The 13,051-nt window shown below is 69.8% G+C and carries 6 protein-coding genes; 4 read left to right on the top strand and 2 right to left on the bottom strand.

All coding sequences use genetic code 11. The features are described 5' to 3' along the window. Nucleotides 1-233: 233 nt before the first annotated feature. Entirely contained in the window at nucleotides 234-3,101 is a 2,868-nt protein-coding gene (locus tag PFX91_RS17540; RefSeq protein WP_285733252.1) for a transglycosylase domain-containing protein, read from the bottom strand. 886 nt (nucleotides 3,102-3,987) lie between these two features. Here PFX91_RS17540 and PFX91_RS17545 point away from each other — a divergent pair. Both PFX91_RS17545 and PFX91_RS17550 read left to right on the top strand, forming a co-directional pair. Further along, nucleotides 3,988-5,058 carry an inositol-3-phosphate synthase gene (locus tag PFX91_RS17545; protein WP_285733253.1) on the top strand — a complete coding sequence of 357 codons (1,071 nt, stop codon included), beginning with the start codon at nucleotides 3,988-3,990 and terminating at the stop codon, nucleotides 5,056-5,058. Between the two features lie 81 nt (nucleotides 5,059-5,139). Next, nucleotides 5,140-6,435 carry an MFS transporter gene (locus PFX91_RS17550; protein ID WP_285733254.1) on the top strand — a complete coding sequence of 432 codons (1,296 nt, stop codon included), beginning with the start codon at nucleotides 5,140-5,142 and terminating at the stop codon, nucleotides 6,433-6,435. Nucleotides 6,436-6,603: 168 nt separating this feature from the next. Here the strand turns inward: PFX91_RS17550 and PFX91_RS17555 are convergent, their stop codons facing one another. Continuing rightward, nucleotides 6,604-8,106: a CCA tRNA nucleotidyltransferase gene (locus PFX91_RS17555; RefSeq protein WP_285733255.1), complete on the bottom strand. Its 1,503-nt coding sequence runs from the start codon at nucleotides 8,104-8,106 to the stop codon at nucleotides 6,604-6,606. Between the two features lie 355 nt (nucleotides 8,107-8,461). Here PFX91_RS17555 and PFX91_RS17560 point away from each other — a divergent pair, with 355 nt between their 5' ends. Continuing rightward, nucleotides 8,462-10,963, top strand: coding sequence for a DUF6049 family protein (locus PFX91_RS17560; protein ID WP_502888331.1), 2,502 nt, complete (start codon nucleotides 8,462-8,464; stop codon nucleotides 10,961-10,963). Nucleotides 10,964-11,138: 175 nt separating this feature from the next. Beyond that, nucleotides 11,139-12,980, top strand: a complete 1,842-nt coding sequence (gene murJ, locus PFX91_RS17565) for a murein biosynthesis integral membrane protein MurJ (RefSeq protein ID WP_285733257.1) — start codon at nucleotides 11,139-11,141, stop codon at nucleotides 12,978-12,980. The last annotated feature ends 71 nt before the right edge of the window (nucleotides 12,981-13,051 follow it).

The following is a 13,051-nucleotide window of genomic DNA, read 5'->3' on the forward strand; positions in this document are numbered from 1 at the left end:
TGTCGCGGCCATGGAATCTCCATGGCAGGAGGGCAGGAGTCCGTGGTGTGCGCGCCGCTTCGGGCAGACGCCCCGCGGACTCTGAGCCATACGGGAGGCAAGGTTATCAGCAGACGGACACCACCTTTGTTCCGCCTGTGGACGGCGCCGGGGCGCAAGGGTCCGTGGAAGACACGTGGGGCCGGTGCGCTCGCACCGGCCCCACGCCCTCGCCATCTCAGCCCGTCACGGTGTCAGTCGTTACGGCCCAGGGTGAGCAATCTGTTGTTCTCGGTACCGCTGGCGCCACCGCGCCCCCACGGCCAGGACGGCCTCTCGTCGTCCTCGCCGTCCGTGGGGTCCTCGCCCGGGCCGGGGATGCTCTCACAGTGCTCGGGCGGGTTGGGACCGGCGCAGTCGTGCGGCGGGTCCGGCTCAGGGCTCTGGTTGCAGCGCCAGTCCAGCGGGTGGCAGTCCTCCTCGACGGGTTCCTCCTCGCACTCCGGCCCGTACGGGTCCTGCTCGCACGGGTCGAGCTCGGTCGGCTCGTCGCTGGGCTCCGCGCTCTCCTCGTCGGAGGCGTCGTCGCTCGGGCTCGGGGAGGGCACGAAGCTCTGCTCGGTGCCGACGTACTTCGGCGGGGGGAACTGCTCGACCGGCTCCCCCTCCATGGCGACCTCCATGAAGGCCTTCCACACCTTCGCGGAGGTGCCTCCACCGAAGACCTCGTCGTTGCTCATCCCCTCGAAGTACAGGGGCTCGGCGCTGTGTCGGCTCAGCCCCACCGCGGCGGAGAGCTGGGGGGTGTAACCGACGAACCACGCGGAGACGGCGTCGGTGGAGGTACCGGTCTTGCCCGCGACGGGACGACCGTCGGACAGGGCGGCGTTACCGCCACCGCCGTTCTCGACCACCTGGGTCATGGCGAAGGTGGCGTCGGCCGCGACGTCGGCGCTGATCGCCTCGACCCCCCTCTCGATCTCCTCCTTGTCCGTGGGCTCGATCACGTTGCCGTCGATGTCGCGGACCTCCCGGACCATGTGCGCGGGGTAGTGCCTGCCCCCGGCCGCGAAGGTCGCGTAGGCGGACGCCTGGTCCAGCGCGTTGACCTGGTGCGTGCCCAGGGCGATCAGCGGACCACGGGTGGAGGTGGTGATCCGGTCGGGGTTCACGCCCAGGGCCACGGCACGGTCGTCGACCTGCTGCGTACCGACCTGGATGGCCAGTTCCACGAACGAGGTGTTGACCGAGTCCGCGGTGGACCGGATCAGGTCGACCGGCCCGTAGCTGGCGCCGCCGGCGTTCTGGACGGAGTTCTGCAACCCCGGGAACTCCTGCGGGGAGTCGCCGTCGAACACGCTCTTCAGGCCGATGCCCTGGCTGAGCGCCTCGGCCAGCACGTAGGGCTTGTACGAGGAGCCCGCCTGGGTCTGGTGCGTCAGGGAGTTGTTGATCACCTGGGAGGCGTCCGGGCCTCCGTTGAAGGCGACGATCTCCCCCGTGTCCGGCCGGACGGCGGTCAGGCCGAACATGGTGTCGTCCGCGCCCGGGGGCAGGACGTCGAAGGCGTCGGTGGCCGCCTGCATCAGCTCGGGGTCGAGGGAGGTCTCGATGACGTAGCCCTTGGTGGCGATGTCCGTGCCGTCGATGCCCTCGTAACGCTCCTCGACCTCGGCGACGATGGCGTTGTACATGTAGCCGACCTTGGGGTCGCTACCGCCCTCGTCGTAGGGGACCGGCTCGGGGAACTCCAGGGCGTCGGCCTCGCTCTTGGGGAGCCCCAGTGAGGGGTCGATCTCGTGCAGCTTGGCCAGCTGGTCCTTCATGTAGTCCCAGCGCTCGCCGCGCATGTACCTGTCGTGCCAGCTGCCGGGCTCGGGGTTGGCGAAGCCGCTCGGCTGCTGGATGATCATGCCGATGAAGGCGCCCTCGGCGTCGTCGAGCTCGGACACGCTCTTGTCGAAGTAGGCCTGCGCCGCGGCCTCGACGCCCGAGGCGTTGCGGCCGAAGTAGATCGTGTTGAGGTAGGCCTCGAGGATCTTGTCCGGGTCCTCCTGTTGGGCGAGCTTGATCGCGATGAAGATCTCGCGGACCTTACGGGTGATGGTCTGCTCGTTCGACAGGGTGTCGTAGTAGTTGCGGGCCATCTGCTGGGTGATGGTGGAGCCACCGCCCGCCTCGCCTCCCGAGAGGAGGGCACGCCCGATACCGGCGATGTTGATGCCGGGGTCGTCGTAGTAGGTCAGCTGCTCCGCCGCGAGCACACCGCTGATGACGGTGGGGGGGATCTCCTCGCGGTCGACGCTGATCCGGTTGACCTCACCGGTGGTGAAGGCCACCTCGGGCTCCTCCTCGCCCTGGGAGGCCCACATGACCTGGGTGGCGTTGAGCTGGGTCTCCGCCTTCTCGTCCAGATCCCCGACGTCGGGAGCCTGGGAGTACAGGATCGCGAAGGCCGCCACGCCGCCGATGATCATCAGGCCGCAGAAGGCCAGGACGGGCTTCCACACCTTGGACAGGAAGCGCTTGAACCACGGACGGTCGTCCGGTTCCTCCTCGCGGGCGCGGCGGCGGCCACCGCCGCCCCTGCCCCCCGAACCCCCCGCGGCACGGGTACCGCGCCCCGGGGCCCTGCGTCCCTCGGAGCGTGCGGCGTGCTCGCGTTCGCGTCCGCGCTCACGGGGATCACGCGGACCGTTCCCCGGAGCCCTGCGACGGCCCCGGGGGTCCTCGGCCGGTCGACGACGCTGGCCCTCGGAACGGGAACGCTCGCCGTCCTGGGGTCGCCGGGGGCGTTCGCCCTCGGGACGACGGCGGGGACGGTCCATGTCGTCGGGGCGTCGGCGCCGTCCCTCGGGGCGGGGACGCTCCTCCTCGCGGCGACGGGTGCCGCGCCCCTCCGAACCGGCCTCCCGCTCCGGCGGTCGCCTCCGGCGCGGACTCTCGGGTCCGGAGTCCTCTCCCCAAAAACCGCCCTCGGCGTCCGCCCTGCGGCGGGAACCTCCGGCACGTTCACCTGGGGCCGGGCCGTCGGCCCGGCGCCGCCCGCCGCGTGGACCGTCAGCCGGGCCCTCGGCCCGGCGACGGCCGCCTTCGGCGTTCCGTCGTCTTTCGGTACTCACGTGGTCCTCGATTGCCTCTCACGGCCGGTCGGCCTGACGATTCCTTGGTGGAAGCGGGGGAACGGTCCCCCTGGGGGTCGGTGGTCCGCGACCTGCTCTCTCGCGGTGACCGGCGTGGAACGGCCCGGTGCGGCCGTGTCCACCGTTGTCTGCCTGTCGTTCAAGGCTTGATAAAGGACGCCCGAGTACAGGCGGGGGTTTTCATCAACAGGTCACGAAGGCGTTGGCCGCTGGTTCCTCCTGATCGTTGGCCTGCGGGAGCACGGGCCCGTGCCGTTACTTCCGTGCCGACGGAACACCGCCGTGGCAGGGGCTCGGTCCGGGGGCTCTACCGGCTACGCACGCAAATCACTGGTCACGTTAGAGCGATCGAACGGTCTAGCACAACCCAAGCGTGAGATTATCGCGCGTCATGGGACACCTGGTCGCGATCTCCCCGGAATCGCCCGTCATGCCAGTTCAGGGCGGCCTGGACGGCGGGGAGGGGCAGAGTGGCGTGCACGTGCGCACGGACCCGGACGCGGCATCGAGGCAGGTGGGGGCGTGCCTGTGAGATTTTCCCCCCAGTGTCCACGAAAGTCCACCCCTCTGACCGGGGCCGAACGCCCCCGCCGCGGCCCGTCCCCGGCCTGACATGCGGGCCCGCCGGTGGGCGGGGATAGAGTCAGACCTGAACAAAACAGCCAGACATGCACGTTCCCCCGCTCTTGTGGGCAGTGGAAGAGGACCACGTCCGTGACAGCCCGCACGGTGGGGGAACAGAAACGCCGTGTGCGCTGCTGACCACATACGGAAAACGAACGTGGGACGACTCACCGCCATCGTCGCGGGCCCGTCGTCGTGCGCCGTGGAATCCATGTTCGCGAAGAAGAAGGAGCAAGGACCAATGGGTTCGGTACGTGTAGCCGTCGTGGGCGTCGGCAACTGTGCGGCGTCGCTCGTCCAGGGCGTGCACTACTACAAGGACGCCAACCCCGAGTCCCGGGTACCCGGCCTGATGCATGTGCAGTTCGGGCCGTACCACGTGAGCGACGTCGAGTTCGTCGCGGCCTTCGACGTGGACGCCAAGAAGGTCGGCCAGGACCTGGCCGACGCCATCACGGCCAGTGAGAACAACACCGTCAAGATCTGCGACGTGCCGCCGACGGGCGTCACCGTCCTGCGCGGACCGACCTATGACGGACTCGGCAAGTACTACCGCGAGATGATCCAGGAGTCCCCCGAGGACGCCGTGGACGTGGTCGCCACCCTCAAGGCCAGCAAGGCCGACGTGCTCGTCTCCTACCTCCCGGTGGGCTCGGAGGAGGCCGGTAAGTTCTACGCCCAGTGCGCGATCGACGCCGGTGTGGCCTTCGTCAACGCCCTTCCGGTGTTCATCGCCTCCGACCCCGAGTGGGCCGAGAAGTTCACCCGGGCGGGGGTGCCGATCATCGGTGACGACATCAAGTCGCAGATCGGCGCGACCATCACCCACCGTGTGCTGTCCAAGCTCTTCGAGGACCGCGGCGTGATCGTGGACCGCACCTACCAGCTCAACTTCGGCGGCAACATGGACTTCAAGAACATGTTGGAGCGCGACCGTCTGGAGTCCAAGAAGATCTCCAAGACGCAGTCGGTCACCTCGCAGATCCCGCACGAGCTGAACGCGGGTTCGGTGCACATCGGCCCGTCGGACCACGTGCCGTGGTTGGACGACCGGAAGTGGGCCTACATCCGGTTGGAGGGCCGCGCGTTCGGCGACGTCCCGCTGAACCTGGAGTACAAGCTGGAGGTCTGGGACTCCCCCAACTCCGCGGGCATCATCATCGACGCGGTCCGCGCGGCGAAGATCGCCAAGGACCGCGGGATCGGCGGCCCCCTCCTGGCCCCGTCCTCGTACTTCATGAAGTCCCCGCCCGAGCAGTACAGCGACGCCGAGGCGCACGAGAGGGTCGAGCGCTTCATCGCCGGCGAGTAGTGCTCCGTTCCGCGGCGGCACTCGGCCGGGAGCCGCCGCGGCCTGGGATCCCCCGCTCCGGGCACGCCCTACCCTGATGAGGTGTCCTTCTTCGGCGATCTGCGCGTGGTCCTTCGGGGATCCCGGTTCCGCCGGCTGTTCGGTACCCGGCTGGTCTCGCAGTTCTCCGACGGGGTCTACCAGGCCGGGCTGGCCGGTTTCGTCTTCTTCACCCCCGAACAGCACACCAGCGCCGGAGCCGTCGCCGCGGCCTTCGCGGTGCTGCTCCTGCCCTTCTCGGTGGTGGCCCCGTTCGCCGGGGTGCTGATCGACCGGTGGCCCCGCCGTCAGGTCCTTCTGCTGTCGTCCCTGGCCAAGGCGGCGCTCGCGGCGGTGAGCGCGCTCGTGGTGGCCGGTGGCGAGAACCCGGCCTTCTTCGTCGCCGCGCTCCTGGTCCTGAGCGTCAACCGCTTCTTCCTGTCCGGGCTGTCCGCCGGGCTGCCGTACGTGGTGCCCCGGGAGAAGTTGATGATGGCCAACGCGGTGACCCCCACCAGCGGCACCGCCGCGAGCTTCCTCGGCGCGGGAACCGGTGCGGCGATCGGGCTCCTGGGCGGTGACGAAGCCCTGGGCACCGGAGCCATCCTGTTCGTGGCCGCGCTGGGCTTCGCCGGCGCCGCGTTGGTGTCCCTGACGCTGCGCCACCGGGAACTGGGACCGCACTTGGAGTCGGAGCCCGAGGAGGTCCGCACGGCCGTCCGCAACGTCGTGCGGGGCATGCTCTCGGGCGTACGGCATTTGTGGGCGCGCCCCGAACCCCGGGACGCACTGGCCACGATCGGGGCCCACCGTGTGCTCTTCGGGGTCTCCACGGTGATGACCCTGCTGCTGTACAACAACACCTTCACCGGCGGCGGCGTGGCCGGCCTGGCCGGTTTCTCCGTGGCGATGGGCCTCTCCGGCGCGGGTTTCCTCCTCGGGGCCGTGGCCACCCCCTGGGCGACCGCACGGATGGCGGAGGGAACGTGGATCGCCTCGCAGTTGGCCGTGGCCTCCGTGGTCCTGCTGGTGTTCGGACTTCCGTTCTCACCCGTGCTGTTCCCGGTGGCCGCCTTCTGCCTGGGTTTCGTCTCCCAGGGGGTGAAGGTCACGGTCGACACGTTGGTCCAGCGACATGTCGACGACGCGTTCCGGGGACGGGTGTTCTCCGTCTACGACGTGATGTTCAACGCCACGTTCGTGCTCGGCGCGGCACTGGCCGCGGCCCTGATCCCGCCCTCGGGGGTCGGCCCCGTCGTGGTCACCGCCATGGCCGTCGCCTACCTGGCGATCAGTGCCCTGTGGGTCGCTCGGGGACTCCGCGTTCCCAAGCCGGAGACGGTACGAAGGTCGGCCTGACGACATGTCGACAGGGTGACAGGACGACGGATCACCTTGTCGCCACGTACCTTCGTGCGTCCCGCGGTCGCCCCGGAGCGCCGCCCGGAGCCGTTCCCCGGTCCCACGGCTCGCTCTTCGCCCGCGCGGGAGCCCACGCCTGCCCCGCGCGGACGCGTCTGAGCGGCCTCACAGATGCTCGGCGGCCCAGGCCCGCAGCGCCTCGGTCGCGGCCTCCTTGCCCATCGGACCGTTCTCCAGACGCAACTCCAGCAGGTAGCGGTACGCGCGTCCCACCATGGGCCCGGGCTTGATCCCCAGGATCTCCTGGATCTCGTTGCCGTCCAGGTCCGGGCGGATACGGTTCAGTTCCTCCTGCTCGGCGAGCTCCTTGATGCGTCGCTCGATGTCGTCGTAGGCACGCGACAACGCCGCCGCCTTGCGTCGGTTCCGGGTGGTGCAGTCGGCCCGGGTGAGAATGTGCAGCCGCTCCAACTGGGGACCCGCGTCACGGGCGTAACGGCGCACCGCCGAGTCGGTCCACTCCCCCTTGCCGTAGCCGTGGAAACGCAGGTGCAGTTCGACCAGGGTGCTGACGTCGGACACCACGTCCTTGGAGAAGCGCAGTGCGCCGAGCCTCTTGCGGCTCATCGAGGCGCCCACCACCTCGTGGTGGTGGAAGGTCACCCGCCCGCCCGACTCGAAGGCGCGCGTCTTGGGCTTGCCGATGTCGTGCAGCAGAGCGGCCAGGCGCAACACCAGGTCGGGCTCGTGGCCGCGTTCCCTCTCCAGCTGGACGGCCTGGTCCAGGACCGTGAGCGAGTGCTCGTAGACGTCCTTGTGCCGATGGTGCTCGTCGATCTCCAGACGCAGCTTGGGGATCTCCGGCAGCACGTACGGGGCCACGCCCAGATCCACCATCAGTTCGATCCCACGGCGCGGGTTCGGGCTGAGCATGAGTTTGCTCAGCTCGTCGCGGATGCGCTCGGCTGAGACGATGGACAGGCGGTCGACCATGCCACGGGCGGCCTCGACCACCTCGGGCGCCAGGGAGAAATCGAGCTGGGCCGCGAAGCGCACCGCGCGCATGATGCGCAGCGGGTCGTCGTTGAAGGAGTCCTCGGGCCTTCCCGGGGTTCGCAGCACCTTCTCCCTCAGGTCGGCCAGGCCACCGAAGGGGTCGACGAACTCCAAGGTCGGCAGACGCACCGCCATGGCGTTGACGGTGAAGTCGCGACGTAGGAGATCGTCCTCGATGTCGGTGCCGTAGGCGACCTCGGGCTTGCGGGACTTGGGCGAGTAGGACTCACTGCGGTAGGTGGTGATCTCCAGTTGCAGGCCCTTCTTGCGCAGCCCCACGGTGCCGAAGTCGATGCCGACGGTCCACACGGCGTCGGCCCAACCGTCCACGAGCTCCAGGATGCGCTGGGGCACCGCGTCGGTGGTCAGGTCGATGTCGTTGGACGACCTTCCCAAAAGTGCGTCGCGCACCGGCCCACCGACGAGGGCGAGCTGTTGGTCGTGCACGGCGAAGCGCTCTCCCAGCTCCTCCGACACCAGGGGGAAGGAATCGGCCAACGCCGTCACCGCCGCCCGTTGGGCCCCGGTCAGCTTCACCCTCTCCGGTGCCGAGGCCTCGGCATCATGCTGCTGGGCGGTGTCGCTCTCATGCGAAAACTCTGTGTTCGGCACACAACGAGATTAAGTGTCGCCCGCCGCAAACCGCGAATCGTTTCCTCTGAGGACGACCACGCCGTGCGTGGATCGGGCACGCCCGCGACGGATCGCCGCCGTTCGATGGGGGACGGGGCGCCCACCACACGCCGCCCGGCTATCCTTACCCGACTCAGGGTGCGGGGAAGGCGGTATCTTCGGGGAAGTGGTGGGACGCCCTGGTTACCCCGCGTCCACCCGACCCGCGTACGCCGTCGCGCCGTGCGGGTACTCCCGACCGTCCCCTCCACCACAGTCCTGGCGGGACGGCCACCTGGACCCGAATCAGGAAACCGGTCAAGCGTTGCGTCGATTTGCCTCCGCGACGGTGGTCATGGCCATGGCCACCGCGTTGTTCCCGATACCGGCCACGCCCGCGCACGCCGAACCCGAGGGCGGGGCGGCCGAGCCGCTCATCGTCGAGCGCATCACACCGGACGCCGTGAGCGAGGACAGCACTCTGCGGGTCACCGGCGAGGTGGCCAACACCACCTCGGAGAGTATCAACGAGGTCACCGTACGGATCCGCTATTCGCGACACCCCTTCACCGTCCGCGACGAGTTGGACGGATTCGCCTCGGGCCAGGGCTGGCAGCCGGACGCCCCCGGTCCGGACGAGGAGGTCGCCGAGGAGCTCTCACCCGGGTCCAGTCAGGAGTACTCCCTGAGCGTGCCGGTCGAGGACCTGGGGCTGCGTTCCTATGGCGTCTACCCCCTGGTCGTCGAGGCGGTGGACGGCGACGGCGGGGTCGTCGGCGCCCAGTACACCTTCCTTCCCTACACGGGCGAGGACGACGACACGCCCTCGGTCGACCTCGCCTGGGTGTGGCCGCTCATGGAGCGGCCCCAGCGCGCGGACGAGGACACCTTCCTCAGTGGCGGACTGGACGGTTCCGTCACGGAGGAGGGCCGACTGGGACGCCTGTTGGCCGCGGGAGCGCAGACGCCCCTGTCCTTCGACGCCGGCGACGAGGACCTGGCCGAGGTGCTCGGCCTCGAAGCCTCGCCGGAGGAGTCCCCCGACGACGCCACCGACGAGGAGACGGCGCGGCCCCTGCCCACGGAGGAGGCGACCGGGGACGAGGACGAGGAGGACGACGACGACCAGGAGGCTCCGGAGAGGCCCGCGCGCACCGAGGGCGTGCCCGTCACCTGGGCGGTCGATCCCAGCACTCTCGACGACATCCTCCGCATGGCCGTCGACGACCACGAAGTCGTGGAGGACGTGCTCGCGGTGCCCGCGGAGGACGAGCCCGAGCGGTACGAGGCCGAGGCGAGCGAGGCCGCCCAGGTGTGGCTGCGCGAGGCCCGCCGGGTACTGGCCGCCGACACCGTGGTGGCCGCGCCCTACGCCAACGCCGACCTGGTCGCCCTGGTGCGCAACGGCATGGAGTCCGACGCCGAGACCTCTCTCAGGATCGGCCAGGAGGCCGTCCTGCGGGCGTTGGAACTGGAGGCCGACCGGTCGTTCGCCCTGCCTCCGAACGGTCTGATGGACGAGGACGTCCACGCCCTGCTCGCCTCGCACGGTGCCACCCGCTTCCTGCTGGCCGAGGACGCCATGCCTCCGGCCTCCTGGCTGTCCACGACCCCCGGAGCACAGGCCCCGTTGCCCGACCCGAAGGACGGGTCCGACGAGGAGTCGTTCGCCCTGGTCGCCGACGCGGCGATCACCGACGTGCTGTCCATGCCGACCTGGGAGCCCGGTCAGACCGCGCTCGCCCTCCAGCGCTTCGCGGCCGAGACCGCGATGATCGCGGGCGAGAGCGCCGGCGATGACCGTGTCGTCATCGCCTCCCCCCTCCCCGGGTGGAACCCCAGCCCGGAGTTCGCCCAAGGCGTGCTGGCCGCGTCCGAGGACCTGCCGTGGCTCTCCCCCGAGCGGCTGGACACGGTCGAGCCGCCCGCACCGGAGGAGCGTGAGAACACCCGCCGGGGCCTGACCTACCCCGACCGCGCCTACGGGGAGGAACTCAGTTCCACCTACCTGGACCAGGTCGAGGACGTGCGCCGGGACGTACGCCTGTTCAACAGCATCCTGGTCGAGGACGAGGACCCGTTCCGTCCGGCGCTGCTGCGCCTGGAGTCGGCGTACTGGCGGGAGGAGGAGGCCTTGGCCGGCGCCACCCGCTCCCTGGTCGCCGCGGCGCTACAGGACCGCATGCACGACGTACGGATCATCCCCGGTGAACCGGTCACCCTGGCCAGCCGGACGGGGACCACCGGCATCCTGGTCGCCAACGACCTGGAGGACGAGACCGTCCACGTGCACCTTTCGGTGTTCTCGGAGAACTCCGAACGTCTGAGCGTCGGCGAGTACACGCACTCCTTCGAGATCGAACCCGGCGCCAAGACCACGGTGTACGTCCCGCTGTCGGCCCGCATCAACGGCCGGACGGTTCTGAACGTGAGCCTTCAGAACGCCGAGGGCGAGCCCATCAGCAGCCAGGACACCGAGATCCCGGTGAACGCCACCGGCCTGGGCACGCAGGCGCTGATGATCAGCGGGATCGGCCTGCTGATCCTCGTGGCGGCCCTGGCTCCGCGCGCACTGCGCAAGTGGGTGCGCAGGCAGGCGCGTCCCGGCGCCTCCGCGCCCGGGACGACCGAGGCCGAGGGCGACGCGACACCGACCGCCGAAGGTTCCGGGGTCGAGGGCGACGCCGCGAACCCGGAGGAGGAGGCGCGGGAGGACGCCTCCGAGGAGGGCACCGGGGACACGCCCGCCACGGACTCCTCGGACCCCGGGGACGGTGATCCGGACCCCGGGCGCGGCTCCGCCGCGGTCCCCGAGCGGAACAGCGCGGAGCGCGACTCCGGCGGTACGGGAAAATGACCGAGCTCCCCGCTGGTCGGCGGGTGACATGACCCCTTACCGACAGGGCGCCATGTCGACACACCGGCACGTCTCCACAGCGGTGTACGCCGTACTCGTACCCGACCCGCGGGCGTCGGCCCACGGCGCCGCACCCGGACATTCCCCAGTCGGACGAAAGGAACCCTGATCCACCGTGGTCACCGACTCTCCGAACGGCGGCGGCGAACATCGCCGTCCCGTCCAGCCTGAAGGCGCTCTCCCCGGTGAGAGCGCGGTCCGCCCCGGCGGCGGCCCCTCCCCCTCCTTCGAGGAGGGGGAGTTGCCCCGGACCGAAACCGTGCCTTCGACGACCGAGGCGCCCCGGACCGACTCCGAGGGCGGCGAGGGCGACGGCGGCTCCGAGGCCGGCACCACCGGCGGCGGCATGATGAGGTCCAGCGCCATCATGGCCGTGGGCACCATGGCCTCCCGTATCACCGGGTTCGCCCGCACCATCGTGCTGGGCGCCGCCATCGGTACGCACCTGCTCGGTGACGCCTACCACACGGCCCACACGATCCCGTTCATCCTGAACGACCTGCTCATCGGCGGGCTGATGGCCAGTGTCATCATCCCGTTCCTGGTCAAGCGGCGTAAGCGCGACGCGGACGGCGGCAAGGCCACCGAGGACCGGCTGTTCACCACCACGGTGTTGGCGCTGTTCCTGCTCACCGCGGCCGCGATCCTGGCCGCCGAGTACCTCATCCTGATGTACGGCTCCCGGTTCACCCCGGTGCAGTTCGACACCTCGGTCTACCTGGCGCGTTACCTGCTCGCGCAGATCTTCTTCGTGGGACTGAGCGGCCTGCTCAGCGCCATGCTCAACACGCGGGGCCGCTTCGGCGCCGCCGTCTGGGCGCCCGTACTGAACAACGTCGTCATCATGTGCGTGGCGGGCGTGTTCCTGTGGGTGGCCGGGCCCGGCCGCACTCCCGAGACCGTCACCGACGGCCAGCTCACCCTGCTGGGCGCGGGCACCGCGGGCGGCATGGCGCTCCAGGCGCTGGTGCTGTTCGTGGCCCTGAGCCGTACCGGCTACCGCTGGCGTCCCCGTATGGACCTGCGCGGCTCCGGCCTCGGGGAGGCCCTGCGCACCGCGGGCTGGATGATGCTCTACACCCTCCTCACCCAGGCGGGACTGTGGATCACCACCAACATCGCCAACGCCGCGAACGTGGCGAGCATCGAGCGGGGTCTGGACGTCGGTGCGGGCATCAGCGCCTACAACCTGGCCTATCAGCTCTTCCAACTGCCGTACGCGATCATCGCGGTCTCCCTCATCACCGTGCTTCTGCCCACGATGAGCGCCCACGCCGACGACCGGAACTGGGACGCGGTGCGCGCGGACTTCTCCCGCACGATGCGGATCTCGGCGTTCGTCCTGGTGCCGACCGCGTTCGCGGTGGCGATCTTCGCCGAGCCGTTGTCCATCCTCGCCTTCGCGCGCGGCTCCATCTCCGTACAGGACGCGGCCAGTATCGGTCAGATCCTCGCTGTCATGTCGCTGGGCCTGGTCCCGTTCACCACGTTCCAGCTGATGTTGCGCGTGTTCTTCGCGATGGGCGACACCCGGACCCCGGCGATGATCGGCGCCGCGAACCTGGCCGTCCACAGCCTCCTGGCCATGACGTCCTACCTGTTGCTCCCACCGAACATGGTGGTGGTGGGCGTGGCCGCGGGCTTCATGTTCTCGTTCCTGTCGGGTCTGACCATCGCCGGTCTGGTCCTGAGCCGGCGTATCGGAGGACTTGACGGAAAACACGTCATTGGCACAATGTTGCGCCTGCACCTGGCCGTCCTTCCGAGCATCGCGGCCGGCCTCGGTGTGCTCTGGGCCTTCGACTTCCACGTCGGCCCCGGCCTGGTCACCTACATCGGCGCCCCGGCCGCCGGATGCGCTCTCGGTCTGCTGCTCTTCCTCGGTTCCGCACGGCTGCTGCGCGTACCGGAGTTGAGCGCGGCGGTGGAACTGGTCCGCGGTCGCCTGCGTCGTTGATGCCGACACCCCGGCTCTGAACCCGCCGAGACCCGAAGCCTCCAGAACGAGAGTAAGGACAGCCCCACGGT

The sequence above is a fragment of the Nocardiopsis sp. ATB16-24 genome, from assembly GCF_030271535.1.
Lineage (GTDB): Bacteria > Actinomycetota > Actinomycetes > Streptosporangiales > Streptosporangiaceae > Nocardiopsis.